The 25,756-nt window shown below is 71.8% G+C and carries 22 protein-coding genes; 17 read left to right on the top strand and 5 right to left on the bottom strand.

Going from position 1 to position 25,756, the window contains the following annotated elements:
- Nucleotides 1-40 precede the first annotated feature (40 nt).
- Nucleotides 41-1,390, top strand: a complete 1,350-nt coding sequence (locus tag CcI49_RS16900; protein WP_054568007.1) for a hypothetical protein — start codon at nt 41-43, stop codon at nt 1,388-1,390.
- A 239-nt stretch (nt 1,391-1,629) separates the two neighbouring features.
- On the opposite strand, the gene CcI49_RS16895 is transcribed toward CcI49_RS16900, so the two are convergent.
- Together CcI49_RS16895 and CcI49_RS16890 are read right to left on the bottom strand one after the other, a co-directional pair.
- On the bottom strand, nt 1,630-2,895 hold the full coding sequence (locus CcI49_RS16895) for a folate-binding protein YgfZ (protein ID WP_076827620.1): 1,266 nt from the start codon (nt 2,893-2,895) through the stop codon (nt 1,630-1,632).
- A gap of 7 nt (nt 2,896-2,902) precedes the next feature.
- Nucleotides 2,903-3,337 (bottom strand): transcriptional repressor, encoded by a 435-nt coding sequence (locus CcI49_RS16890; protein WP_054568005.1) that lies wholly within the window; start codon nt 3,335-3,337, stop codon nt 2,903-2,905.
- 578 nt (nt 3,338-3,915) lie between these two features.
- On the opposite strand from CcI49_RS16890, the gene CcI49_RS16880 reads away from it, so the two are divergent.
- Complete coding sequence (locus tag CcI49_RS16880; RefSeq protein ID WP_054568004.1) at nt 3,916-4,653, top strand: phosphoglyceromutase; 738 nt, start codon at nt 3,916-3,918, stop codon at nt 4,651-4,653.
- A gap of 127 nt (nt 4,654-4,780) precedes the next feature.
- Here the strand turns inward: CcI49_RS16880 and phoU are convergent, their stop codons facing one another.
- Complete coding sequence (phoU, locus tag CcI49_RS16875; RefSeq protein ID WP_054568003.1) at nt 4,781-5,425, bottom strand: phosphate signaling complex protein PhoU; 645 nt, start codon at nt 5,423-5,425, stop codon at nt 4,781-4,783.
- Between the two features lie 451 nt (nt 5,426-5,876).
- Between phoU and CcI49_RS16870 the strand changes: the two genes are divergently transcribed.
- From CcI49_RS16870 to CcI49_RS16820, 11 genes are all read left to right on the top strand, one after another.
- Complete coding sequence (locus tag CcI49_RS16870) at nt 5,877-7,121, top strand: ATP-binding protein (protein ID WP_054568002.1); 1,245 nt, start codon at nt 5,877-5,879, stop codon at nt 7,119-7,121.
- 219 nt (nt 7,122-7,340) lie between these two features.
- Entirely contained in the window at nt 7,341-8,021 is a 681-nt protein-coding gene (locus CcI49_RS16865) for a response regulator transcription factor (RefSeq protein ID WP_054568525.1), read from the top strand.
- Between the two features lie 343 nt (nt 8,022-8,364).
- On the top strand, nt 8,365-9,639 hold the full coding sequence (locus CcI49_RS16860) for a Ppx/GppA phosphatase family protein (RefSeq protein WP_076827616.1): 1,275 nt from the start codon (nt 8,365-8,367) through the stop codon (nt 9,637-9,639).
- A gap of 339 nt (nt 9,640-9,978) precedes the next feature.
- The gene (locus CcI49_RS16855; RefSeq protein WP_054568523.1) at nt 9,979-10,848 is read left to right on the top strand and encodes a sugar phosphate isomerase/epimerase; all 870 of its coding nucleotides are present in this window, start codon (nt 9,979-9,981) and stop codon (nt 10,846-10,848) included.
- Nucleotides 10,849-10,991: 143 nt separating this feature from the next.
- A complete protein-coding gene (locus CcI49_RS16850) occupies nt 10,992-11,741 on the top strand; it encodes a class I SAM-dependent methyltransferase (protein WP_054568001.1) in 750 nt (249 codons plus the stop codon).
- Nucleotides 11,742-12,268: 527 nt separating this feature from the next.
- Nucleotides 12,269-14,515 carry an acyltransferase gene (locus CcI49_RS16845; protein ID WP_076827614.1) on the top strand — a complete coding sequence of 749 codons (2,247 nt, stop codon included), beginning with the start codon at nt 12,269-12,271 and terminating at the stop codon, nt 14,513-14,515.
- A gap of 87 nt (nt 14,516-14,602) precedes the next feature.
- The gene (gene proC / locus CcI49_RS16840; protein ID WP_076827776.1) at nt 14,603-15,439 is read left to right on the top strand and encodes a pyrroline-5-carboxylate reductase; all 837 of its coding nucleotides are present in this window, start codon (nt 14,603-14,605) and stop codon (nt 15,437-15,439) included.
- A 123-nt stretch (nt 15,440-15,562) separates the two neighbouring features.
- On the top strand, nt 15,563-15,661 hold the full coding sequence (locus CcI49_RS16835; protein WP_003948845.1) for an AURKAIP1/COX24 domain-containing protein: 99 nt from the start codon (nt 15,563-15,565) through the stop codon (nt 15,659-15,661).
- 341 nt (nt 15,662-16,002) lie between these two features.
- Nucleotides 16,003-16,839: an SAM-dependent chlorinase/fluorinase gene (locus tag CcI49_RS16830; protein WP_235498067.1), complete on the top strand. Its 837-nt coding sequence runs from the start codon at nt 16,003-16,005 to the stop codon at nt 16,837-16,839.
- A gap of 271 nt (nt 16,840-17,110) precedes the next feature.
- Nucleotides 17,111-18,154, top strand: a complete 1,044-nt coding sequence (locus tag CcI49_RS16825; protein WP_076827612.1) for an NAD-dependent epimerase/dehydratase family protein — start codon at nt 17,111-17,113, stop codon at nt 18,152-18,154.
- Nucleotides 18,155-18,187: 33 nt separating this feature from the next.
- Nucleotides 18,188-19,285 (top strand): lysophospholipid acyltransferase family protein, encoded by a 1,098-nt coding sequence (locus CcI49_RS16820; RefSeq protein ID WP_076827610.1) that lies wholly within the window; start codon nt 18,188-18,190, stop codon nt 19,283-19,285.
- Nucleotides 19,286-19,339: 54 nt separating this feature from the next.
- Here the strand turns inward: CcI49_RS16820 and CcI49_RS16815 are convergent, their stop codons facing one another.
- On the bottom strand, nt 19,340-20,224 hold the full coding sequence (locus CcI49_RS16815; RefSeq protein WP_006542042.1) for an HAD-IB family hydrolase: 885 nt from the start codon (nt 20,222-20,224) through the stop codon (nt 19,340-19,342).
- 184 nt (nt 20,225-20,408) lie between these two features.
- A complete protein-coding gene (locus CcI49_RS16810; RefSeq protein ID WP_054567996.1) occupies nt 20,409-21,251 on the bottom strand; it encodes a sigma-70 family RNA polymerase sigma factor in 843 nt (280 codons plus the stop codon).
- A 378-nt stretch (nt 21,252-21,629) separates the two neighbouring features.
- Here CcI49_RS16810 and CcI49_RS43315 point away from each other — a divergent pair, with 378 nt between their 5' ends.
- The 4 genes from CcI49_RS43315 to hemC all read left to right on the top strand — a co-directional run bounded on the left by CcI49_RS43315 (nt 21,630) and on the right by hemC (nt 25,754).
- A complete protein-coding gene (locus CcI49_RS43315) occupies nt 21,630-21,950 on the top strand; it encodes a glutaredoxin family protein (RefSeq protein WP_277872738.1) in 321 nt (106 codons plus the stop codon).
- A 218-nt stretch (nt 21,951-22,168) separates the two neighbouring features.
- Nucleotides 22,169-23,128 (top strand): redox-sensing transcriptional repressor Rex, encoded by a 960-nt coding sequence (locus CcI49_RS16800; protein WP_054567995.1) that lies wholly within the window; start codon nt 22,169-22,171, stop codon nt 23,126-23,128.
- Nucleotides 23,125-24,555: a glutamyl-tRNA reductase gene (locus CcI49_RS16795; protein ID WP_054567994.1), complete on the top strand. Its 1,431-nt coding sequence runs from the start codon at nt 23,125-23,127 to the stop codon at nt 24,553-24,555. The genes CcI49_RS16800 and CcI49_RS16795 overlap by 4 nt, the downstream gene beginning before the upstream one ends.
- A 65-nt stretch (nt 24,556-24,620) precedes the next feature.
- Entirely contained in the window at nt 24,621-25,754 is a 1,134-nt protein-coding gene (gene hemC / locus CcI49_RS16790) for a hydroxymethylbilane synthase (RefSeq protein ID WP_347280125.1), read from the top strand.
- The last annotated feature ends 2 nt before the right edge of the window (nt 25,755-25,756 follow it).

Below are 25,756 nucleotides of genomic sequence, written 5' to 3'. Positions count from 1 at the left end.
ACGCAATCGACTGTGTCAGGGACTCAGAGGAGATGCGCCGATGCTGACGGATAACGCCCATGCCTGCACTCACCCACTGGCCTTCGTCCGCGCGCAGCGTGGGTGGTCCTACCAACGGCTTGCCCGCGTCGTCGCGCGTCGCGCCCGAGATCTCGGCGTCGCGAACATGGCCGCGGAACGCCAGAAAGTCTGGCGGTGGGAGCACCGCGGGGTCGTCCCCGACCGGGTGTCCCAGCTGGCGCTCGCGGCCGAGCTCGGCGTGCCGGCCGACCGGCTGGAATCCCACCCGTGGCCGGCCTGGCTGCCCACCGGTGACGCGGTACGCACCGAGTACCCGTGGACGTCCTCGGGCAGCGTCACCGCTCTCATGGACGTCGTCGAGGACGCGCTGACCGACCGGCGTGGCTTCCTCACGATCACCGGTACCGGTGTCGCCTCCCTGTCCGCGGAGTGGCTCGGCCTGGAACCGGCCCGGATGCAGGCGGCGCTCGCGGGCGGCCGGGTCGACGAGCAGATCGTCAACCGCATCGAGCACAACATCCCGGGCCTGCGGGTGATGGACGAGCGGCTCGGTGGCGAGAGCGTCCGCCGCCTGGTCGACGCCGAGCTCGGGGTGGTCGCCGACCTGCTCGCCCGCGGCTCCTACACCGAGGGGATCGGCCGCCATCTGCACCTGGTCGCCGCCGAGCTCGCCCGGTTCGCCGGCTGGGTCTCGTTCGACGCGGGCTTCCAGACGGCGGCACAGCGGTACTGGGTCACCGCGTTGCACGCCGCGCACGCCGCGGGGGACCGGCTGCTCGGGGCGAACGTTCTGAAGAACATGTCCCTGCAGTGCGTCGACTTCGCCCGGCCGCGGGAGGCCGTGGACCTGGCGGAGGCCGCGGTCGCGAGCGCGCGGCGGGCGCCGGGGCGGGTCGCGGCGATGCTGCAGATGCGCCGGGCACGTGCCCACGCGGCGCTCGGCGAGTCCAGCGCCTGCGCCCAGGCGCTCGCCTGCGCGGAGGCGGCGTTCCTCGAGGCACGTGCCGAGGACCCGGCCTGGTCCGCCTACTTCGACGAGGCCGAGTACCAGGCCCAGGTCGGAAGCTGCTACATCGACCTCGGCCACCTCGTGCACGCCGATCGCTGGCTGGAGCGGTCGCTGGCAATCCACTCCCACCAGCGGACCCGCGACCGTGCCACCTATCTGCTGCGGCGTTCCGCGGTCCAGATCGACCTGGGCAACCTCGACCTCGGCTGCGAGCTCGCGAAGGACGCGGTGCCGATGCTGGAGGCGACGCGCTCGAAGCGGAACAGCCGGCGGGCCGACGAGGTCCGCCGGCGGCTGCGGCGGCACTCGGCCGACCCGCTGGCCCGGGAACTGGACCAGCTGCTCGCCCGTACCGCCTGAGCAGCGACGGCGTGCCATCCTCTGCTGGCGCCCGAGCCAGTTCCGCGGCTCGGGCCGTTGGCCGGGGGTGGCGCGCCGTCGCTGCCAGCTGCCACCCGCCCGCGGCCAGCCCCCACCCGCCCGCGACCGGCGGCCCGCGCAGCCGCACCCGCAGCCGCGGCTGTGGGGTTGCTCGCGGCCGTGGTTGCCGGCGCGTGCACGGCTGCGGGCGCCGTCAGACCGCCCCTGCCGCGGAGTGGTCAGCCGTCGCTGCCCGGCCCGTGCAGTCGCCCGGCCGGGCGACTCGGCTGCTCCGGCTCGGCATCGGGGTCGATCGCCGCCGCGACCTGAGCCCCGTCCTGATCGGTCACGACGAGCGGGACGTCGAGCGCGACGGACCGCTTCACCACGGCGAGCGCGATCGGGCCCAGCTCGTGATGCATCTCGGACGAGCCGACGAACCCGACGGTCCGCCCGGCCGCGGTGACCGGGCAGCCCGGGGCGGCGACCGTGCCGTCCAGGTGCAGGAGCACCAGTCGGCGCGGCGGCCGGCCGAGGTTGTGGACCCGTGCCACGGTTTCCTGACCGCGGTAGCAGCCCTTGTCCAGGTGCACGGCGGACGCCAGCCAGCCGACCTCGTGCGGGATCGTGCGGTGGTCTGTCTCCCGGTTCAGCCGGGGCTGGCGGCTCGCGATCCGCTGGGCCTCGAACGCGCTCAGCCCGATGAGGGCCGCGCCGGCGGACGTCAGCCGGTCGGCGGTCGCGGCGAGATCGGAGCGGGCGACGAGCAGGTCCAGCCCGTGCGGCATCCGGCGAATCAGTGGAAGCCGGCCACCCGCCAGCGCATCCGGCGCACTCAGCGCATTCGACGCGCTCTGCTCATCCGGCGCGGCCTGCGTGCCCGCCGGCGCCGCGTGGCTGACCGGGTAGGGGCCTGACGTCACCACTCCCGCACTCGTGCGCGGGACGGCACCGGTAGCACCGCCGGTGCCGGTGCCGGCCAGCGGCGCCGGCAGGGCCGCCGGCCCGAACACCGCCGCCGCGACCTCGTCGGCACGCGGACCGGTCAGGGACAGCACCGCGACCTCGGCGGTGACGTCGACCGGCTCGACCCGCATCAGGAAGCGCATCGACTGCAGGAACGCCAGCAGCCGGGGGGCGGTCGTGGGCTCGACGTCGATCCAGGTGGCGGTGCCGTCGTCGGCCAGCACGAGGTGATGTTCGACGTGGCCGTGCGGTGAGAGCACCAGCGCCTCGGTGCCATGCATCGGCGCGAGCTGGGACAGGTGCTGCGAGGTGACACTGTGCAGCCAGGTCAGCCGGTCCGCGCCGGTGATCCGCACCACCTCGCGGTTGGAGCGGTCGACCAGCGCGGCCCCGGTGGCGGCAAGTCGCTGCTCCCGCAGCGGATCGCCGTAGTGCGCCGCGACGGCTGTGTCCGGCTCGGGGGCTGCGACGGCACCGGGACGCCCGAGCAGCGAGGACGGGGCCGGGGCCGGACGGAGGTCCTGGGTGTCGGTACTCATGACTCCTTCAACGCCGGCCGAGGGCCGTGCACTCCGCACACCGGCCCGCCAGGGTCAGATGGGCCATGTCGACGACGAAGCCGAGCTCCGATCGCAGCTCGCTGACGACGGCGGCCAGCCGGTCGGGCGAGATCTCCCGAATCGACCCGCAACTGCCGCACACCAGGTGCACATGGGGATCGACCCCGGTGACGTGGTAGGTCGGCGCGCCGTGCCCGAGGTGCGCGTGCGAGACGAGCTCGAGCTCCTCCAGCAGGTCGAGCGTGCGGTAGACGGTCGAGATGTTGATCGCGCTCGCCGTCTGCCGGACCTCGTGGACGATCGCCTCCGGCGTGGCATGCCCCAGCTTCGCCACGGCCTCCAGCACGAGCTGGCGCTGCGGGGTGAGCCGGTGACCGCTCGCGCGCAACCGGGTGTGCCAGTCGTCGACGTGGGCTGTCATATCTCGAGTCTAAGTCCGATCACAGCAGCGGTCGGGGCGCAGCGGTCGCGGCCCCGGGGCGCGAGCGCGATCACGGAGCGCCACCACCGAGCGCCACCACGGAGCGCGAGAGCGGCGATCATCTCGAAAAAACAGTTTGCGGCGGCCCCCGCTGCGCGCGTAGCGTTCCCGGTACACGAGAAGGGAGGTGGTCCAAGCTTTGTATGCACATAGGACTCGTGAGGTGACTGTCCGCTAGCCGGTCTCGTGGTCCTCACCCTCTTGCCGGGTGGCCCTCGGGCACCGGCACCGGCGAGTACCAGGCAGACACCGGACCCCCGGGTGCCGTCGATCAGTCCCGACGGCCCATCCCTCCCATCCTGGGCGGGGTGGAGCACCCGGGGGTCACTGCTTTTCCGGACCGGGTGGACGCCCCGGCCGGGCGCTCCCCCCGGCCCGCCGCCCGCACGACCCACACCACCCACACCACCCACACCGTCCACCCGTGCCGCCAGCCCGCACATCTCGTGGCGTCCGGCGCACTCGCCGTGAGTGGGGGTCACTGGCCGAGGAGTGTGCCGAGCGGGCAGGATTCACCTATGCCGACGCTCGTCCTGCTCCGCCACGGCGAGAGCACCTGGAACCGCGAGAACCTGTTCACCGGCTGGGTGGACGTCGATCTGTCCGAGAAGGGCCTGCAGGAGGCGACACGGGGCGGTGAGCTGCTCCGCGAGGCCGGTGTCCTGCCGGATGTCGTCCACACCTCCCTGCTCATCCGTGCGATCCGCACCGCGTGGCTCGCCCTGGACGCGGCCGGCCGGAACTGGGTCCCGGTCCGGCGCAGCTGGCGCCTGAACGAACGGCACTACGGCGGCCTGCAGGGGCTGAACAAGGCCGAGACCCTGGAGAAGTACGGCGAGGAGCAGTTCATGCTCTGGCGCCGTTCCTACGACACGCCCCCGCCGGTCATCGAGCCCGGGCAGGTCAGCGGTGTCGACGAGCGTTACGCCGACCTGGCACCGGATGTCGTGCCGCTCACCGAATGCCTGCAGGACGTGGTCATCCGGATGCTGCCCTACTGGTACGACACGATCGTTCCCGACCTGCGCGCCGGGCGCACGGTGCTGGTCGCCGCGCACGGCAACTCGCTGCGGGCGCTGGTGAAGCACCTGGACGGGATCTCCGACGCCGACATCGCGGGTCTGAACATCCCCACCGGCATCCCGCTGCGCTATGAGCTGGACGAGGAGCTGAAGGTGGTGGATTCGGGCTACCTCGACCCGGAGGCGGCCGAGGCCGCGGCCGCCGCGGTCGCGGCGCAGGGCAAGAAGAAGTAGCACCGCACCGAAAGCGGACGCGCGGAGCTGGCCTGCCCTGCGGGGCCGGTCAGCTCATCCGTGCCGGCTGGACCGGCCGCGTTGGCCGGCCTGGGCCGGTCGGCCTGGGCCGACCGGCCGAAGCCGGTCAGGCCGTCATGTCTCCGGTGACCAGGTAGATCACTCGCCGGGCGACCGACACGGCGTGGTCCGCGTACCGCTCGTAGTAGCGCCCGCACAGGGTGATGTCGATGGCGGCTTCCATGCCGTGCGGCCAGGGCTTCTCGATGAGCACGTGGAACAGGGCGCGGTGCAGCCCGTCCATCGCGTCGTCGTCGGCCTCCAGCTCCTTCGCGAGCTCGGTGTCACGGCTGGCGATCACGGATCCGGCCTTGGCGACGATTCGCTGGGCGACCTGGCCCATCTGCAGGATCGTGGAGTGCAGCTCGGGYGGAACCGCGCGCCCCGGGTAGCGCCGGCGGGCGACCTTGGCGACGTGCAGGGCGAGGTCGCCCATCCGCTCCAGGTCGGCGACGATGCGCAGCGTGGTGACCATCGTGCGCAGGTCGGTCGCGACCGGGGCCTGGCGCGCCATCACGTCGAAGGCGCGTTCCTCGATCTCGTTGCGGAGCAGGTCGACGGTCTCGTCGGCACTGATGACGTTCTCGGCGAGCTGAAGGTCAGCGTCCAGGAGAGACGTGGTGGCCCGGGCCATCGCGGACGCGACCAGGTTGGTCATCTCGATCAGTGACCGGTTGATGCTGTCCAGTTCTTCCTGGAAGACGTCCCGCACAGACGGCTCCTTACAACTAGGCGAGGTCCGGAGCACCATTCGATCACAGTTGGCCGGTGGGCCTCGGGGGGCTGACGTCCGACGATGATGCGCAGCCCTCGCCGCACGGTGAACATCGACGATAGGCCGGATGAACAGCTGGCGACCATCGGCAGTGAATCAACTCATGGCAAAGCACAAACGACCTGGCGAGGCCTAGCATTCGGCACGTGGTGGACAGGTCGGGCGTCGCGATGACTGCTGGTCACCTCTTGTTTCGCGACAGTTGTGCCCCGTGTGCCCGGGTGGGCATCCCTGATGGTGGGACCCGGCCTCGTGAAACGTTCATGTTGTGGGGTGGCGGAACGATGAAGCGGACCRACACGGCGCGGCTGGCCGGCACGACGCGGCTGACCGGCATCGCGGGCCTGACCGGCGCGGCGCGGCTGACCGGCGTGGCGGGGTCGGCCAGGTGACCGTGACCCGGCCCGACCCGGAAGACCGTCACGGCGCCGCGGCGGTGCGCGCGGGGGCGACCGGTCCGCACTCGTTGCCGGCCGCGCTGGTCCGGCAGGTGATCGCCGGGCTGCCCTCCGGGCTGGTTGTGGTGAACAACACCAATGTCGTCGTGCTGGTCAACTCGGCCGCCCGGCGGATGGGTGTCGTGGCCGGGGACCAGCTCGGCGTCCCGGACGTGGCCGATCTGGTGACGGCCTGCCGGCTCGCCGGCGCGGAACGCAACCGCCAGCTGGATCTTCCGCCGGTGCCCGAGCCGCCGCTGACCCGGGCCCGGCCCGACCAGACCGCACTCGCGGTCTGGGCCTACGCCAGGCCGCTCGGTGACAGCGGGTACGTGTCGGTTCTGCTCGACGACATCACCGACTCGCGGCGGGTGGAGGCCGTGCGGCGCGACTTCGTCGCCAACGTCAGCCATGAGCTCAAGACGCCCGTCGGGGCACTGCACCTGCTCGCCGAGGCGGTCAGCGAGGCCAGTGAGGACCCGGTCGCCGTGCGTCGCTTCGCCTCGCGGATGACGCACGAGTCCGCCCGCCTGGCCCGGCTGGTCCAGGAGATCATCGATCTGTCCCGGCTGCAGGGCGCGGAACCGATGCCGGAGCTGGCGCCGGTGCCGGTGTCGGTGGTGCTCGCGGAGGCGGTCGACCGGAACCGGTACAACGCGCAGGCCCACGAGATCTCGGTCGCGGTCATCGGTGCCGGCGGGCTCCGGGTGCGCGGCGACGAGGGGCAGCTGGTGACCGCGGTGGCGAACCTGCTCGACAACGCCATCAGCTACTCGCCGCGCGGAACACGGGTGGTGCTGGGGGTCCGGCAGGTCGGGGAAATAGTCGAGATCTCCGTCGCCGACGAGGGAATCGGTATCGCGGAAAAGGATCTGGAGCGCGTTTTCGAGCGTTTCTACCGCGCGGATCCGGCCCGTTCCAGGGCTACCGGCGGAACCGGTCTGGGACTTGCGATCGTGAAGCACATCGCGACCAACCACGGTGGGTCGGTGGGTGTTTGGAGTGCGGAGGGGCGTGGTTCGACGTTCACGCTCCGGCTACCGTCGGGGTCGGACGATCCGGCTGCGACGGACGGCCGCTCGGCCGATGACCGCTCGGCTGACGAGCGAGCGACCGATGACCGGGCGGCGGAGGACCGTACAGGGGGCGCCGTGAGCGGTGCCGTGGGTGCCGGCTCGGCACCCGGGTCACGGTGAAGTGGGGCCGCCGTGGTCCGATCGGACCGGTTCGGCGTACACGGAGCCCACAATGCTGGACACTGATCTTTTTCGGCGCGTGACCTTCGGCCGGATTCACCCGGCAGCTTTTCCGGTGCCCCCTGTTCCCGGCGCCGGAATCTGAGACGACGCGATCGTGCGGCGTGACATTTGTTCCCGGAGAACCCCGGGGACGCGGGAAAGACAGGGAGCGTGACGGTGACCAGGCTGCTCGTGGTCGAGGACGAGGAGTCCTTCTCCGATGCGTTGTCGTTCATGTTGGAGCGGGAGGGATTCGAGGTCGCGGTCGTCGGCGACGGACCGAGTGCCCTGGCCGAGTTCGACCGGCGCGGCGCCGATCTCATCCTGCTCGATCTGATGCTTCCGGGGCTGTCCGGCACGGAGGTCTGCCGGACGCTGCGCGCCCGTTCGACCGTTCCGGTGATCATGCTGACCGCTCGGGACAGCGAGATCGACAAGGTCGTCGGGCTCGAGCTCGGTGCGGACGACTACGTGACCAAGCCGTTCTCCGCGCGTGAGCTGGTCGCCCGGATCCGCGCGGTGCTGCGGCGCCGGGTCGAGACCGAGGAGGTGTCCGACACCACCCTGGAGGTCGGCCGGGTGCGCATGGACGTCGAACGGCACGTCGTCACCGTCGACGGCAACCAGGTGGCGCTGCCGCTCAAGGAGTTCGAGCTGCTGGAGATGTTCCTGCGCAACGCGGGCCGGGTGCTCACCCGCGGCCAGCTGATCGACCGGGTGTGGGGGTCGGACTATGTCGGCGACACCAAGACCCTGGACGTCCATGTGAAGCGGTTGCGGACCAAGATCGAAGCGGAACCCGGGGCCCCGCGCCACCTGGTGACCGTGCGCGGACTGGGCTACAAGTTCGAGCCCTGAGCCGCCGTTCCCCCGGCGTCTGACGGCCAGCGGCGAGCCCGGTGAATGTGCCTGGTCAACGTGCCTGGTCAGCGTGCCGCTACCTTGACATGTGCGCGGGTCGGCCAGATCCCACGCCGGTCGGATCTCGGGGCTGGCCGGCTGTGCGGCGTACTGGTCACGGGACGTCAGCAGCACCATACGCAGGGGGTGACCATTTGGTGGCTTTTGGTCACGGAGTGGGGTGTCACGGAATGGTATTTCGCGCAGTGATCCGCGACGGCGGAGTCGTTCACGGAGTCGATCACGGGGCGGGTGGCCGCCGGGCCGCCGGCTTCGGCGCGGACCGGGCTGGTGATCGACGGTGCGGCTGAGGCCAGCGTTGTCCCGCCGCGGGCCGGGTGGCGGCGAGGTCGACGCCCCCGAGCCCGCCGAGGTCGGCTGGGGCTCGGCGCCGGCGCCGATGCAGGACCCGGCACCGGTGTCGGCGCAGGACCCGGCACCGGTGGTGATGCAGGATCGCGCACTCGTGCCCGTTGTCGGTGCCGCGCCGGGCTCGTCCCGTGCCGCCGCCGGGCCGGGCTCGCCCGGGGGCGCCGTCGAGAACGATCCGCAGGGCAGCGGCCGGCCGGCGCAGGTCCACGCCTCCCAGCGTGACGAGCCGATGCGGCTCGGTGTCATCGACATCGGGTCGAACACCGTGCACCTGCTGGTGGTCGACGCACACCGGGGCGGCCAGCCGCAGCCGGCCGCGAGCGTGCGCATCCCGTTGCGGCTCGTCGAGCTCCTGGACGGTGAGGGCCGGCTGGCGGACAACGGTGAACGCGCGCTGACCGCCTGCATCCACGAGCTGCGGACGCACGCGCAGAACCTGAACGTGGTCGACCTGGTGGCCTTCGCCACGTCGGCGGTCCGGGAGGCACCGGACGGGGACGACGTGCTCGCGCGGGTGCGTGCCGACACCGGGCTCGCGGTGACGGTGCTGCCCGGCGAGGCGGAGGCCCGGCTCACGTTCCTCGCGGTGCGCAGATGGTTCGGCTGGAGCGCGGGCCGCCTGCTCGCGCTGGACATCGGCGGCGGCTCGCTGGAGATCGGCGCGGGCATGCACGAGGATCCGGACGTCGTCGCGTCGCTGCCGCTCGGCGCGAGCCGGCTGACCAGGAACTGGCTCGGCGAGAACGACCCGCCCAAGCGTTCCGAGCTCAACGCCCTGCGGCGCTACGTCCGGGCGCAGATCGCCCCGGTGGTCGGGTCCCTTTACCACGTGGGCGAGCCGACCCGGGCGGTCGCGACGTCCAAGACGTTCCGCTCGCTGGCCAGGATCGCCGGCGCGGCGCCGTACGGGCGCGGCACCTATGTGCGGCGGTCCCTGCGCCGGGCGGACCTCGCCGAGGTCACGGCCCGGGTGTGCCGCATGTCGGCGTCCGAGCGCGCGGCGCTGCCCGGGGTGTCCGCGTCCCGGGCCGGCCAGCTGGTCGCGGGCGCGGTCGTCGCGTCCGAGGCGCTCGACCTGCTCAACCTCGACGAGGTGGAGATCTGCCCCTGGGCGCTGCGGGAGGGTGTGATCCTGCGCCGGCTCGACCAGCTGACCTCCGGTCTGGACGGCCCACGAGCTCTGCCGCCGGTCGGCGGGGTATGACCTTCGTCAAGGTGTGGGACCGGCCCAGCCGGTGCCGCAGCGACCGACGGCCCGCGAACGGATCTTCGTGGCCCGGCCGGGGAGGCGGTCCGCGGAGTATGGCCTAGCCTGGAAGACGGGCCCGGTTCCTTACCGGTCCGGGGCAGGTCCGTGAGCGGCCGTCCTGGCTGGCTGCGCTGGTCGGCTGGCCGAGATGATCGGCTGGCCGAGCTGGTCACCGTGCCCCGAAGCTGCGACAGGGGAGTCCACGTGCAGCCAAACGGTGCCAGGAGGCGGTCGGCGCCCGTGGCGTCGGTGGAGGCCGCCCCGACCACGTCGACCACGCCACTGCCGGGTCTGATGGTGACCCCACGTCAGGAGGTGGCCGCGGTCGCGGCCCCCCAGGTGCCTGCGGCCAGGCCGCTGGCCGGTGGCCTCGTGGCGCTGTCGACGGCGTCGACCTACCCGGAGTCGACGGCGACCGCGTTCGAGATGGCCGCCCGCCTGGGCTATGACGGCGTCGAGATCATGGTCTGGACGGATCCCGTCAGCCAGGACCCGCAGGCACTGCGTCAGCTGCGTGACTACCACGGCATCCCGATCCTGGCCATTCATGCACCGTGCCTCCTGCTGACACAGCGTGTCTGGGGGAGTGACCCCTGGGCGAAGCTCCAGCGGGCGCGCTCGGTGGCCGAGTCCCTCGAGACGCCGACGGTCGTCGTCCACCCGCCGTTTCGCTGGCAGCGGGACTACGCCCGCGACTTCGTCGCGGGGATCGATCGGATGGCGGGCGAGACCGACATCCGGTTCGCGGTGGAGAACATGTTCCCGCTGCGGGCCCGTGGCCGTGAGGTCTCCGCCTACGCGCCCGACTGGTCGCCGATCGACGACGGCTACCGGCATGTCACGCTCGACCTCTCCCACACCAGCGTCTCCCGGTCGGACGCCCTGGCCATGGCGGACGACCTGGGTGACCGGCTCGCGCACATCCACATGGCGGACGGGACCGGGCTGGCCAAGGACGAGCACCTGGTGCCCGGCCGTGGCACGCAGCCGTGTGCCGAGCTGCTGGAGCGGCTGGCGGTCAACGGCTTCGCGGGAACGGTCGTGGTCGAGATCAACACCAGGCGGGCGGAGTCGCGTGACCAGCGGGAGGCGGACCTCGCGGAGGCGCTCGCGTTCACCCGGCTCAACCTCGCCGCCCCCGCCGAAGTGACGCCGGCCGGGTGACATCGGTCCGGCGATGCCGGTTCGGTGACGCCGGCCCCGTGACGCCGGTCCGGTGATGCCGGTCCGGGCGCGGGGCAATGATGTGGTCGTGGTCGTGCCTGCGTTGTTGGCGATGACCCGCCGCGGCGGTCCACTATCGGGGGGTGAGCCCCGGATCACTCTTCGACCCACTGGCGGATGCCTACGACCAGGCCCGGCCCGGCTACCCGGACCAGCTCTTCGTCGATCTGGAGATGCTGGCCGGCCGGCCCGTCGCCGGCGCCCGGGTGGTCGATGTGGGGGCCGGCACGGGTATAGCGACCCGGGCGATGCAGGCCCGCGGGGCCCAGGTGCTGCCCGTCGAGCCCGGCCCGGTGATGCTCGACCGCCTTCGCCGGCACAACCCCGGCCTGCCCGTGGTGCGTGGCGACGGTGAGGCGCTGCCGTTGCGGTCCGCCACCGTCGATCTGGTCAGCTACGCGCAGGCCTGGCACTGGATGCGGGTTCCGGTGGCGGCGGCGGAGGCGGCCCGGGTGCTGCGCCCGGGCGGCTCGCTGGCCGTGTGGTGGAACGACGTCGACGCCGACGAGTTCCACTGGTACCAGCGCCAGCAGGACCGCCTGGAGGCCATGAGCCCGGGCTACACCAGGGACTACCGCAACCGGCCCTTCGCGGAGGAACTGCGCTGGACCGGGCTGTTCGCCGAGGTCGTCACCGTGACCTGCCGGTGGTTCCGGGAGATCGACGTGGATCTCTACGAGACCTGGCTGCGTTCGAAGTCGTTCGTCGCCGCGATCGGGGACCGGCTGGACGACTTCCTCGTCGCCGAACGTCGCTCGCTGCTCCGGTCGTTTCCCGACGGTCTTGTCATCGAGCCGTTCCGCACGATGCTGGTCGTCGCGCGGGTGCCGTGACACAGGTGCCGTGACGCAGGTGTCGTGAAGCAGGTGTCGTGACCTGGGTGCTTTGACCCGGGTGCGGTGAGTGGTCGGTCTTCCGACAGCGCGACTGTCCCGGCACTGGCGGCGTCATCCGCCCGCCGAGTGCGCATCGCTCACCGTGACACCGGTTGCGCACGCGCGTAACCATGACGTTGCGTGAGAATGGCACGATCCGCGCGATCTACGCCACTTCGCGGTGCTTCTGGCCTGGTAATGGCCCATAGGTGACGCGGGGTCCTGATCGAGTTCATCAGAAAGCCATAGGTGCCGCTGTCCGGTACGCAATGAAAGTCTGATAAAACCTGTCCGCTRTCGTCTAGCAGGTTCGTGGGGTTCTGGTCGGTTCGCTGACGTAGTCATACGACAGCCGAGCTCGGCCGTGCCCTGTCCGCGGGGCCAGGCGCCGATGCCGGCCGTGGACAGACGACGGACCAGGGATCGCCAGGCGCCCATGCCGGGTTCGCCGCGGTGTCCCTGGCTGGACGAGGAGACGCGCGATCGTGAGAGCTGGTTCTCGGCCGAGGACCGACGGACCGCCGCAGCCCGAGCGTTCCGCGGTCACGCGACGTTCTGCGGCCGGAGAGTCGTCGCGGCGTGGGCCGACCGAGGCGGAGGCGCTGGCCGCGGCCAAGTTCGCCTACAATCCGGCGCTCGACGGCCTCCGCGTGGTCTGCATCTACATCATTCTCGCGGGGCACATGGGCGCGATCCGCGCCAGCAACGTCGCCGTGGACATGTTCTGCGTGCTGAGCGGCTTTCTGATCACGACCCTGCTGCTCGCCGAGCAGGCCCGAACGGGCACGATCGCCATCGGCAAGTTCCTGGTGCGCCGATCTTTCCGCCTCATGCCGGGGATGTGGTTCTACCTCCTGGTGGGCCTAGCCGTCACGGTCGCCTTCAAATGGGACGACATCCCGTACCGCGACGACTTCTTCAAAACCGCGATCAGCACGTTTTTCAACGTCAACAACTGGTACCGGATCGTTAACCCGGAGGCCGGCGGCCGCTGGCTGCCGCACGTCTGGTCGCTGTCGATGGAGGAGCAGTTCTACCTGATCTGGCCGGGGGCGTTCCTGCTCTTCATGCGCTCGCGCCGACTGCGGCCGTACCTGCTGATGTTCCTGGTCGCCTCGGTCGGGCTCGTCATCGGCTGGACGTATGTCTGCGCCGCCAGCGGGGCCGTCCGCACCCGTGTCTACTTCGGCCTGGACACGCACATCGCGCCGCTGCTCATCGGCTGCATGGTCGCGATCTGGCGGGACAACCGCCTGCGGGCCCTGGCCGGGCCGGCTGGGACGGGACCGGCCGGTGACTCCACCGGAGGCGAGGGGAAGGGGCGGGAACGCCCGGCACGCGGGGCCGCGTCCGCGGTGACCATGGCCGCGGTGCAGCGCTGGACGACCGGTCGCCGGCTGGCCGTCCTGGGCCTGCCGGCCGGGATCGCGATGCTGGTCCTGTGCTTCGCCGGCCCGAGCAAGGAGCAGTACCTCCCCAACTGGATCGACTACGCCGCCTATGTGCCGACCGCGGCGCTCGGGGCGATCCTGATCCTCGGGTGTGACGTCAACCGGGAGGCCCGCTGGGTCAAACTGCTCGGCGCGCCGAAGATGGCCTGGCTCGGAAAGATCACCTACAGCATCTACCTGTGGCACTACCCGTTCATCTCCGCCTCCGCGGGCCAGGTCGTCCCGCGGATCGGACTGTGGCCCGGGGTGTTCGTCGCGGCGGTGGGCACGACGATCGCCGCCTATCTCGCGAACCGATTCATCGAGAAGCCCATCCAGGCGCGCCGGCCTAAGTGGTCCGACACCCCGCGCGGGCCGGCGAGGCCCCGGGATGACGCGGCGGGCCCGTCGCCGGCCGACGCGCCCCGCCCGGACTCCGGGGCGGACCGCTCCGGACCCGCGCCTGGCCGCGATCTGCCGGACCTGCCTGAGCTGGCGGAAGTTCCCGAGTCCCTGGAACTGCCGGACCCGCGGGACCGGGAGCGGAACCGGGACTGGGACCGGGAGCCGGTCGCGGCGATGTCCCGCTCGGACGGGGACGTCGACTGGGTGGACGAGGGGTACCCACAGCGTGACCGGGACCCGTTGCCGGCCCAGGGCGGGTGGCGAGGTGCCACGGGCCTGCCGGTGGCTTCCGGGTTCGGTCGACCGCAACCGGGTGACGTCACCTACGACCGGCCGGACGGGCCCGCGGTGTACGAGCACGGTCCGGCGGTCGGTGCCGTCCGCACCGCCGGGATGGAACCGACGCCCGTTCCGGACTGGGCCCGCTATCCGTCCACCGGACGGCACGGTCCGGACGACCGCGTCCCGGCGGGGGACCCGCGGGCGGCGGCGTCCGTCGTCGGGGAGACGATGAACCTGCAGCTGCCGGCGCTCACCGATCCGCGGGCCGACCCGGGCCGCCGGCCCACACCGACGCCACGRCCCGGCCACGACTCGGGGCACCACGGGCGGGCGTTCGCGCACGGGCCGGTCAGCGGTCAGGGCCCCGGCCACGCGCACGGGCCGGTCAGCGGGCACGACACGGGTGGGCGGCCCCCTGCGGGACGTCCCGGGCCCGGACCGGGCCGGGATCGCCACCCTGGACCGGCGCAGGGCCCGGACCACGAGTACCCGGCGGGCCGTCAGCCGGCCGGCACGCGGGACGGTCGGGACGCGCGCGCCGGGCGCTCCGAGCGGGAGTCGGCCCAGCCTGATCCGCTGTTCGGTCCGATTCCCGGAGCCGGAGGCGACTGGTAGCCGCGTCCGTCCGCCGAGGTCATAGCCTTCAGCAGCGGTGGCCGCCACGGGCAGTGGCGGATCGGTGGTGAAGGGGAGTGAGTGGTGGTGCAGGGCAGTAGCGTTCTGGCGATCGTCGGGGTCGGGCGCCTTGGCGGTGCGCTGATGTCCGGGCTGCTGGGGGCCGGCCGCGCGCCGTCCGAGGTGCTCGCCGCGGAGCGCGATCCGGGCCGGGCCGCGCAGGTCGCCGCGGAGTACGGCGTCGAGGTGCTGGACCCGCCGGCGGCCGTCGCGGCGGCCGGCACCGTCGTGCTGGCCGTCAAGCCGCAGGACATGGGAAGCGTCCTGGACCAGATAGGCGCGCACATCAAGCCCGGCACGCTGGTGGTCTCCGTGGCGGCCGGGGTGTCGTCGTCCTTCGTCGCGCAGCGTCTGCCGGCGGGCACGCCCGTCGTGCGGGTCATGACGAACACCCCGCTGCTCGTGAGCGAGGCGATGTCGGCCCTGTGCGCCGGGCCGGGCGCGGGCGACGAGCACCTGGCGACCGTCGAGGAGATGCTCCGCCCGGTCGGCCGGGTGGTCAGGGTGAGCGAGAGCCAGCTCGACGCGGTGACAGCGCTGTCCGGCAGCGGTCCGGCCTACTTCTTCTACCTGATCGAGGCGATGATCGAGGGTGGGGTGCTGCTGGGCCTCCCACGGGCACTGGCGGCCGAGCTGGTGGTGCAGACCGCCGCCGGGTCCGCGCTGATGGCCCGCGGAGCTGCGGGGGACGGCTCCGGTGCGTCCGGTGCGGAGCATCCGTCGCTGCTGCGTGAGGCGGTCACCTCCCCGGGCGGGACCACCATCGCGGCCCTGCGGGAGTTCGACCGCGCCGCGGTGCGTGCCGCCGTGCTGGACGCGGTGGAGGCCGCGTGCGCCCGCTCCCGGGAGCTCGGTGCGTCCTGACGGCGAATCGGTGGTTGCCAGGCCGGCATCGCCGGCACTGGTACCGTGCACCGGTTGCCGGGCCACACGGTTTCGACGGGTAGGCTCGCTCGGAAAAACATCTTCAACAGATCGGTCGGGTACGTGGGTTCCGTAATCAAGAAGCGTCGCAAGCGTATGGCCAAGAAGAAGCACCGCAAGCTGCTCAAGCGGACACGGGTCCAGCGCCGCAACAAGAAGTAGCACTCGCGGGGGGCGACCCAGGCCGGCGACCGACCCGCGGGCGGCCCACGGCCGCCGGGCGGTGCCGGTCTCGGCGGTCCCGGTGGTCCCTTGCGGTGCGCCTCCGGGCGCGGGCTGCTGTCGCCCCCCTGCCGTCGCAGACTGGTCGTCGCCCTCCGCCTGGTGTCGTGGCCTGGTTTCGCGGAGCGACTCGCGGGCGGCCTGTAGCCGTGTAACGAGGCTGTTTCACTCCGTGTGCTCGTTCGTGCCGATGTGGTGACCGTATGGCACCCTGGTCGCGTGGCCGGCAACGGCGCCGGCCGGGCGCAGGGGGTCCTATGGCCAGCGGGTGGATCACGTTCATGTCGGACTACGGAGTGGACGGCGCCTGCGTCGGTGTCTGCCATGGGATCATCGCCAGGCACGCGCCCGAGGCGCGGGTGCTGGACCTGTGCCACTCCATCGAGCCGCAGGACGTCGGCCAGGCGGCGGTGACTCTGGTGGGTGCGGTCGGCTACCTCCCGTCCGGAATCCATCTCGTCGTCGTCGAGCAGCTCGACGCCAGCGGATACACGCGTGGCATCGTCGTGCGCACCGCCGAGGGCTCGCTGTTCGTCGTGCCCGACAACGGGGTCGCCTCGCTGGGCTGGGAGCTGCTCGGCGGGGTCGAGGAGGCCTACGAGATCTCCAACCCGGACCTGTGGCTGCCTCTGCCGACGGCGGTGTTCCGCGGTCGGGACGTGTACGCGCCGGTCGCGGCCCGACTGGCGGTCGGGCTGTCCCCGGCCGATGTCGGCCCCCGGCTCGACCCCGCCGAACTGGTGGTCGTCGAGCCGCGCGGATGCCATGTCGACGACGACCACGTGCACGGCGAGGTGGTCTCGGTGGACCACTTCGGGAACCTCTCGCTCAACATGACCCGGTCCGAGCTGGAGGCCGCCGGGGTGCTGCTCGGTGATCCGGTGGAGGTCCGGGCGGATGCCCGGAAGCTCACGATGCCGTTCACCCACACCTACGGCGAGGTCGCACCCGGCGAACTGGCGCTCTGTGAGGACGCGCTGCGCCAGGTCATGATCGCGGTGAACTGCGGTCGGGCCGCGGAGGTGCTGCGGCTGCGGCGCGGTGACGCGGTCGTGGTCGCCCAGGTGCCCCGCAACGGTCCGCGTCCCGCCATGGTCGCGGCCCGCGGCCGGCGATGATCCGCCGACTCCGTCGACTCCGGCTCTGCCGACCCGGCCTCACCGGCGGCACCTCATCCCGACGCCGTTCCGGTTCCCGACGCCGTTCCGAGCTCTGACGTCAGTGGTCGGGCGGCGCCGCCGCGGGGACGGGATCGACATCTGGCTACTCTAGGTGTCGATCTGGAAGTTTTTTGTGACGCTGCGCAGCTGGCGGGGTCGCATCCGGCGTACGATGGCCCCGCAAGTCCGGCCGCCGGTCGACTTGGAGAGCTTTGCGCGGGAGGCGTCCATGAGGCCACGTCGCGTGCTTGTGACGGGGGTGTCACGCCCGCTGGGCGCCGAGATGGCACTGGCACTGGCCGCTGATCCCGAAATCGTCGACGTGGTCGGTGTCGACACGATCGCGCCGGCGGAGGATCTGGGGCGAACCCAGTTCGTCCGGGTGGACATCCGCAATCCCCTGATCGCGAAGGTGATCTCCACCGCCGCGATCGACACCGTATTGCATCTGAGCGTGCTCGCCACGCCGCTGGGCGCCGGCGGGCGCACGGCGATGAAGGAGATCAACGTCATCGGGACGATGCAGCTTCTCGCGGCCTGCCAGAAGGCGCCCGGGGTGCGGAAGCTGGTGGTCAAGTCCACGACGTCGATCTACGGCTCGTCCCCGCGGGATCCGGCGCTGTTCACCGAGGAGATGGAGCCGCGCGGCTTTCCCGGTGGCGGGTACGCCAAGGACGCGGTCGAGGTCGAGGGCTATGTTCGCGGCTTCGGTCGCCGGCGCCCCGATATCGCCGTGACGGTGCTCCGGCTCGCGAACGTTCTCGGCCCGGGAGTCGACTCCCCGCTCGCCCGTTATCTCGACCTGCCGGTTGTTCCGACCRTTCTCGGCTTCGATCCCCGCATCCAGCTGCTGCACGCCGAGGACGCGATGGCCGTCCTGATGAAGGCCACCCGGGAGGACCACGCCGGGACTTTCAATGTCGCCGGTGATGGCGTGCTCCTGTTGTCGCAGGCGATCAGGCGGGCCGGGCGGCCGCCGCTGCCGATTCCCTTTCCGGCGATCGGGTCGTTGGGTAACATCGCGCGCCGCCTGCGGCTCGTCGACTTCTCCTCCGAGCAGCTCGGCTTTCTCGCGCACGGGCGCGCGGTGGACACCACGAAGCTCAAGGAAGTGTTCGGGTACGTTCCGCGGTACTCGACCGTCGCGACGTTCGACAGCTTCGTGCATGACCGGGAGCTGCGGTTCACCATCGACCACGAGCTCGTCGAGCGGGTCGAACAGGGCCTTCGCGGCCTGCTGGCCGGCCACCGGCCCGCGGGAACGCCCCGATGACCGCACGCCCGCGACCGGTGGAGAGGGGCTGAGATGCCGTTGACACCGCACGGAAGGACCGACTCGAACGGGCGGTCCGACTCGAACGGCAGGAGCGGCGCGGTCGGCCTACGCGTGGTCGGTACCGACAAGGAGCCCGACAAGGGCAACGCCGGGACGAGCTCGGCCGAGGCCGGTGCCGATGCTGCGACGGAGACGGAGACGGAGACGGAGACGGAGGCGGAGAGCGGCACCGGGGCCGACGCTGACGCCGGTGGTGGAACGGGTCCCGGCGACCCGCCGGCCGATGCCGGTGAGCTGGAGCGGGTCCTGGCCGAACTGCTCGCGTTCCTGCGCCGCCGGATCACCGGGGACTACACGGTCGACGAGCACGGATTCGACGTCGATCTCACCGAGCATGTCGTGGCGCCGCTGCTGCGCCCGATCTACCGCAGCTATTTCCGGGTCGAGACCCGCGGCCTGGAGAACATTCCGGACCGGGGCGGCGCGCTCGTCGTGTCGAACCACTCCGGGACACTTCCGCTGGACGCGCTGATGACCGCCCTGGCGGTTCTCGACCATCACCCGGCCCACCGCCACCTGCGGATGCTGGCCGCCGACCTGGTCTTCGCCGTTCCGTTCCTGGCTCCGCTGGCCCGAAAGACCGGCAACACGCTGGCCTGCCACGCGGACGCCGAACGCCTGCTGGGAGCGGGTCATCTCGTCGGGGTGTGGCCTGAGGGCTTCAAAGGCATCGGCAAGCCGTTCAGCGAGCGTTACAAGCTCCAGCGCTTCGGCCGCGGTGGTTTCGTCTCGGCGGCGCTGCGTGCCGGTGCGCCGATCATTCCCTGCACCGTGGTGGGCGCGGAGGAGATCTATCCGATGGTCGGCAACGCCCGGACCCTCGCCAGGGTGCTGGGGCTGCCCTACGTGCCGATCACACCGACGTTTCCCTGGCTGGGTCTTTTCGGCCTTCTCCCGCTGCCGAGCAAATGGATCATCGAGTTCGGTGAGCCGGTGGACACGAGCCAGTACACCGCCGCGGCGGCCGAGGACCCGATGCTCGTCTTCGAACTCAACGACCGCATTCGCGAGACGATTCAGCACACGTTGTACGGCCTGCTGATGCAGCGTCGGTCGGTGTTCTTCTGAGTTCTTCTGACCCGAATCCCGGAATTCGGGCCAGCCGCGGTCCGCGAGTCCCGCTCAGGTCCCGCCGTATCGGCGGCGCAGAGCCATTCCGGCCGCGACACCGCCACCGAGAGCACCCAGCCCGGCCGCGGTCGGGATGCCGATCCGGGCGGCCTTGCGCGCGGTGCGGAAATCCTTGATCAGCCAGTCCCGTTCCTTGGCGACGGCGCGCAGGTCCGGGTCCGGGTTGATCGCCACCGGATGGCCGACCAGCGAGAGCATCGGAAGGTCGTTGATCGAGTCCGAGTAGGCCCAGCACCGCGACAGGTCCAGGCCCTCGCGTTCGGCCAGTGCCCGCACCGCCGCCCCCTTGGCCGGCCCGTGCAGCGGCTCGCCGACCAGGTGCCCGGTGTAGCAGCCGTCCGCCACCTCGCTGACGGTGCCGAGCGCGCCGGTCAGGCTGAGGCGCCGGGCGATGATCGAGGCCAGTTCGACCGGCGTCGCGGTCACGAGCCAGACCCGCTGCCCGGCGTCGAGGTGCTGCTGGGCGAGCGCGTGCGTCCCCGAGTAGATCTGCTGCGCCATCCGCTCGTCGTAGATCTCCTCGCCGTAGCGGACGATGTCGGTGACGTTGCGCCCGGCGACGAAGGCCAGGGCGGCCTCGCGGGCGTCCCGCATCCCGTTCGGGTCCTCCAGCCCGCGCAGCCGGTAGCTGATGTGCTGCCAGCCGAACTTCAGCAGGTCCCGCGAGTCGAAGAAGTCGCGGGCCGCGAGCCCGCGCGCGAAGTAGAAGATCGAGGCGCCGGCCATCATGGTGTTGTCCACGTCGAAGAACGCCGCGGCGGACTCGTCCGGCGGAGCCTTCGCCACTTCCTCGGCGGCGACCTTCAACGCGGCGGTGGCCGCGACCTCGGCCGCCTCCCGGCCATCCAGGTGGTCCTTGCGTCGTCGCACCCTCATGTCATCTCCGCCCCCGTCCGATCACCGTCGCCGGTGGCCTCCGGCCCGGCCCGCCGCGCCTCGCCCGCGGATGCCCCCGGCAGTGCCTCCGGCTGGCACTGCCTCCGGCCGTCCCGGCTCGTCGAGCGGCGCAGTCAGCCTACGACGTGCGACGGCCCACGGACGGAACGGCTGACCGTGCGGGTCAGTCCCCGCGGGGCGCGGGCAGCTGCCGGGCGAGGGTACGCACGGCCCGCAGCTGCAGCGCTCGCACCGCGCCCTCCTTCTTGTTCATCGCCAGCGCGGTCTCGCGCACGGAGAGCCCCTGCAGGAACCGGAGCGTGACGCACTCCCGCTGCTCGGCGCCCAGCGAGCTCAGCGCCTGGAGCAGCTCCCGCAGCTCGATGGCGGACAGCACGGTGTCCTCCGGCCCGGGGACCACCGTGCCCGAGCCCACCCGCTCGTCGGCGGTGGCCAGCAGGTCGGCGGTCGGGAACTCCAGCCGGGCGCGGCCTGAGCGAGCCAGGTCGACGATGTGGTTGCGGGCGATGGTGATCAGCCAGGCGCCGATCTCGCGCCCCTGCCACTCGAAGCTCGAGATCCGGGTCAGGGCCCGCAGAAACGTCTCGGACACCACGTCCTCGGCGACCGCGCGGTTGCCGCCGACGCGGTAGTAGGCATAGCGGAAGACGAGGTCGGCGTGCTGGTCGTAGATGAGCCCGAACGCCTCCCGCTCCCCGCGGCGGGCCCGCCGGACGAGGTCGTCCTCCCCCCGCGGGCCGGCCAGCTCCTCACCGCGGGCGTCGGAGGCCTGGGCGAGCAGGTCGGATGGCTCGACGCTGGCGGTGTTCCCGGCGGTCGCCCGGGCCATGGCCACGGCCGCGCCGAGCAGCGGCAGCAGGCCGAGCAGATGACGGGCCGATGAGCTGTCGGCGCGTGGGGTGCCGGCGCGCGGCCCGACGGCCAGTGGCCCAACAGCCAGTGGCCCAACAGCCAGTGGGCTGCCGGCGAGTAGCCCGCTGGGAGTGAGGCACGTCGTGGCGCACATGCGGGCTCCCGAGCGTGGACGTCGCGGGTGGAGACGGTTCGCGGGCGGAGACGGTTCGCGGGCCGAGCTGATGCCGGAAACGGCCTGGTGACCGTCACCACCATAGCCGCCGGGTAGCTGAGTGTAGCCGGGTCTCCATCCACGCCAGACCTGGCACCGTCGGCGCGCCTGACTGCCGACGGGCAGTGGATCGTCACCCGATGGTAGGTAACCGGACGGCGTCGAAGCACTATCGTCGCTGAGGTGATCGACGTCCGTGCACAGATGTCCGAACGGAACCACAGTCGAAGCCCGCAGACTCCCCAGGACGGTTCCGCGGTCGGCTCCGCTCCCGGTAAGGGAGGCGGAGCGGGGGAGTCCGGCGTTCGGATCGTCCTGGTGACCCGGGCGGGCTGTCATCTGTGTGATGACGCACGAGTGGTGATTGCGAAGGTGAGCGCCGAGCTCGGTGTCGGCTGGCGGGAGATGGACGCCGATGCCGACCCCGAGACCGCCGACGCCTACGGAGACCGGCTGCCGGTGATCCTCGTGGACGGCCGGGAACACGGGTACTGGCGGGTCGAGGAGGAGCGGTTGCGTCGTGCCCTGGCGGGTGACCGCTGGTCGTGGCGGACCGGGCGGGCGGGGCGGTCCGATGGCTCCCGGCAGCGGGGCGGGTCCGATCGCGATGGCGGACCGAAGGCTCCGAGAACATCGTGAATCACTTCACGAAGTCGTAGAATCGATGCGTCCGCAGACGCGGTCGTCGGCCGTGGTAGCCGCCGGGTCGAGCGTGGACGTCCAATCGGGCGTGCACGCCTGGTCGGGTGCCGGCAGGCTCGGGTGTCGGCACGCGGAATGCGTCGGCACGCGGATCTGGTCGGTGCCCAGCGGCACGGCGATCCGTCCGCACTGTCGAGGGATGTCGGGAGCCGCGGATGGGTTCACCACGGCGGGGTACCGGGCGGCTGTCGGGCAGATCGCCGATGCCCGAGGCGACGGTGGCCCGGCTGCCGCTCTACCTGCGTGTGCTGACCGGGCTCGGCGAGCGTGGCGTGCAGACGGTGTCGTCGGACACACTCGCCGCCGCTGCCGGGGTCACCTCGGCCAAGGTCCGCAAGGACCTCTCCCAGCTCGGATCCTTCGGCACCCGCGGGGTCGGCTACGAGGTCGGCATCCTGCTGGAGTGCATTTCGGCCGAGCTCGGCCTGACCGAAGACCGCTCGGTGGTGCTCGTGGGCGTGGGTAACCTCGGGCATGCACTGGCCGGGTACGGCGGCTTCCATGCCCGCGGGTTCCGGATCGCGGCCCTGGTGGATGCCGATCCGTCCCGGGTGGGCGAGCGGGTCGGTGCGGTCGTCGTCCGTCCGGCCGACGAGCTGGAAGCGGTCATCGAGGACTGCCAGGTGACCATCGGCGTGATCTGTACGCCGGTGGCGGCGGCCCAGGGTGTCTGCGATCGACTCGTCGCAGCGGGCGTGACCAGCATCCTGAATTTCGCCCCTACGGTGCTTTCGGTGCCCGAGGGAGTGGATGTGCGTAAGGTCGACCTTGCCCTGGAGCTGCAGATTCTCTCCTTTCACGAAGCGCGCAAACGTCCGTCGCCAGGCCTGCCCCCCCGGCCGGGGGTGCGGGCCGTCGGTGGTGAGCCGGGGCCGGGCGGAATCGTGGATGACGAGGCTGGTGAGGTCGTGCGGATGACTCGTCGGGTGCTGTCACCGTCGTCGCGGGTGGCGCCGGAGCAGGCTGCGCAGCCGTTGGAGGTAACGCAGCCGTCGCCGCCGGTTACGCAGTCGACCCAGGCTGCGCAGTCGACCCCCGCCGCGCGGCCGACGCCGGCTGTGCGGCCGTCGCGGGTGTCCCTGCCCGTGGTCGCCGGCGGGAGTGAGGCCGAATGAGCCTGCTCGCGGTGGGCCTCAACCACCGGACCGCGCCGACGTCGCTGCTGGAGCTGGCCGCCGTCTCCGCCGACGAGACGCCGAAGGTGCTCCACGACCTGGTGGCCGCCGATCACGTGAGCGAGGCGGTGATCCTCTCCACCTGCAACCGCACCGAGATCTACGCGGAGGTGGAGACCTTCCACGGTGGGCTGGCCGACATCTCGGACCAGCTCAGCCGGGTGTGCGGCGTGCCGATGAACGATCTCGCGGCGCATCTGTACGTCCATCACGAGGCGCGTGCGGTCAGCCACCTCTTCTCGGTGGTATGCGGCCTGGACTCGATGCTCGTCGGCGAGGCCCAGATCCTCGGCCAGGTCCGGGTGGCCTTCCGGGCGGCCCAGGCGGCCGAGGTGACGAGCGGGGCGCTCGGCGCGCTGTTCCAGAACGCGCTGCGGGTGGGTAAGCGGGCCCACAGCGAGACATCCATCGACGCGGCGGGAGCCTCGATCGTCTCGGTGGGTGTCCGGATGGCGGCCTTCGACCTGCAGGCCCGTCGGCCCGACGTGCTCGCCGTGCCTGTCTCGGGCATGGGCACCGACCCCGCCGACGCCGTCGAGGACCTGCTGCGGCCCGAGCTCACCGCCCCGGCCGAGCCCGCCGACGCGGAACCGCTCGCCGGCGCCCGGGTTCTGATCATCGGCGCGGGCGCGGTCGGCTCGCTGGCCACCCAGACCGTGCGCCGTGCCGGCGCCGGCGAGGTCGTCGTCGCGAACCGGACGGCGGCGCACGCGGCGCGGGTGGCCCAGACCCATGACGCCCGCGCGGTCGGGCTGAGCGACATCGCCCACGAGATCGGTCGGGCGGACCTGGTCATCTCGTCGACCGGGGCGTCCGGGCACGTGGTGAGCCACGACCAGGTCCGCGCGGCCGTCGAGGGCCGCGGCGGCCGCCCGCTGGTCTTCCTCGACCTCGCGCTTCCCCGTGACATCGACCCCGCGGTTCGGGAACTTCCCGGGGTCACCCTGATCGACATCGAGGCGCTGCGGGTCGCCCTGGACGGGGCGCAGGTCTCCCATGACGTGGAGGCCGTCCGCTCCCTGGTCGCCGCCGAGGTGGGCGGGTTCCTCGACCGGCGGCGGGCGGAGCGGGTCGCCCCGACCGTGGTGGCGCTGCGGGCACACGCGGCGGCTGTGGTGCGCGACGAGCTCGACCGGCTGCGCACCCGCCTGCCCGATCTTGACAACCGTGAGTGGGACATGGTCTCCGGCACGGTGCGCAGAGTCGTCGACAAGCTGCTGCACGCGCCCACTGTGCGGGTGCAGCAGCTCGCGGAGGCGCCGGGCGGTGACAGCTACGCCGAGGCGCTGCGCGAGCTGTTCGACCTTCCACGGGACGTGCCGGCCATTGTCTCCGCACCTGACCTGGATCTGGTGGAGAGAACGTGACAGACACCCGAGAGCCCGACGCCCGATCGCACGCCCGGTCGTTCGCCTGGCTCACACGTCGCCCGCTGCGCCTGGGCACCAGGCGCTCCGCGCTGGCCCTGGCCCAGTCGGGGCACGTGGCCGAGGCGCTGCGGGCCCGGCTCGGCTGCCAGGTGGAACTGGTCCCGATCGTGACTGACGGTGACCGGTCGCAGGGGGCGATCAGCCAGATCGGTGGTACGGGCGTCTTTGTGAGCGCGCTTCGTGAGGCGCTGTTGTCCGGCGAGATCGATCTCGCCGTCCACTCGCTCAAGGACCTCCCGACCGCCACCCCGGACGGGCTCGTGCTGGCCGCCGTCCCACCCCGGGTCGACACCCGGGACGTCCTCGTCTCACCCAGCGGCCGCGGGCTGGTCAGGCTGGGCCCGAACGCGCGTATCGGCACCGGGGCGCCGCGCCGGGCGGCGCAGCTGCGCGCCATGGGGCTCGGTTTCGACGTCGTCCCGATCCGGGGGAACGTCGACACCCGGATCAAGAAGGCCATCGACGGGGAGGTGGACGCCGTCATCCTCGCGCACGCGGGCCTGGAGCGGCTCGACCGCCTCGACGCGGTGACCGAGATCATCCCCTCCGAGGTGATCCTGCCCGCTCCCGGCCAGGGCGCGCTGGCAATCGAGTGCCTCCGGACGGCGGGCACCGCGGTGGCTCCGTTGGCGGGCAGTGCTTTGACGAACGGTGCTTTGGCCGGTGGCAGTCCGACGAGTGGCGGGCCGGCGGGTGCCGCGTTGGCTGGTGGTGGGTCGGCTGGTGGCGGGCTGGCGGAAAGCGGACAATCCTACGTCCGGAGCGGACCAGATCTGAGCCAGGGAATCGATGGAGGGCTCGCGGAGCTGCTACGGTTTGTGCTCGACGACGCACCGTCCTCTGTCGCGGTCAGAGCCGAGCGTGCTTTCCTGGCGGGCATCGAAGCCGGTTGTACCGCTCCGGTGGGTGCCCTGGGCCGGGTCCTCCCGAGTACCGGCTCGAGCCCGGCCACAGGTGGCGATGGTGCGCCCGCCGTGGGTGACCTCCGCCTGCGGGCGGTGGTCGCGGCGCCGGATGGCAGCAGGGTCCTGCGGTGCGAACTCACCGGTTCTGCCGTCGACCCGGAGGCGCTCGGGCAGCGCCTCGCGGACGAGATGTTGTCCGCCGGAGCACAAACGCTGATGGGAACAAGCTGAGC

Source organism: Frankia sp. CcI49, assembly GCF_001983215.1.
GTDB classification, from domain to species: Bacteria; Actinomycetota; Actinomycetes; order Frankiales; family Frankiaceae; genus Parafrankia; species Parafrankia irregularis.
Note: the sequence above shows the minus strand (reverse complement) of the source record. Positions and strands in the feature narration are given on the sequence as shown.

Coding starts and splice junctions, on each gene's coding strand:
- CcI49_RS16900 (WP_054568007.1), top strand. CDS start 41: ATGCTGACGGATAACGCCCATGCCTGCACTCACCCACTGGCCTTCGTC.
- CcI49_RS16895 (WP_076827620.1), bottom strand. CDS start 2,895: ATGAGTACCGACACCCAGGACCTCCGTCCGGCCCCGGCCCCGTCCTCG.
- CcI49_RS16890 (WP_054568005.1), bottom strand. CDS start 3,337: ATGACAGCCCACGTCGACGACTGGCACACCCGGTTGCGCGCGAGCGGT.
- CcI49_RS16880 (WP_054568004.1), top strand. CDS start 3,916: ATGCCGACGCTCGTCCTGCTCCGCCACGGCGAGAGCACCTGGAACCGC.
- CcI49_RS16855 (WP_054568523.1), top strand. CDS start 9,979: ATGGTGACCCCACGTCAGGAGGTGGCCGCGGTCGCGGCCCCCCAGGTG.
- CcI49_RS16830 (WP_235498067.1), top strand. CDS start 16,003: ATGTCGGACTACGGAGTGGACGGCGCCTGCGTCGGTGTCTGCCATGGG.
- CcI49_RS16820 (WP_076827610.1), top strand. CDS start 18,188: ATGCCGTTGACACCGCACGGAAGGACCGACTCGAACGGGCGGTCCGAC.
- CcI49_RS16815 (WP_006542042.1), bottom strand. CDS start 20,224: ATGAGGGTGCGACGACGCAAGGACCACCTGGATGGCCGGGAGGCGGCC.
- CcI49_RS16810 (WP_054567996.1), bottom strand. CDS start 21,251: ATGTGCGCCACGACGTGCCTCACTCCCAGCGGGCTACTCGCCGGCAGC.
- CcI49_RS16800 (WP_054567995.1), top strand. CDS start 22,169: ATGGGTTCACCACGGCGGGGTACCGGGCGGCTGTCGGGCAGATCGCCG.
- CcI49_RS16795 (WP_054567994.1), top strand. CDS start 23,125: ATGAGCCTGCTCGCGGTGGGCCTCAACCACCGGACCGCGCCGACGTCG.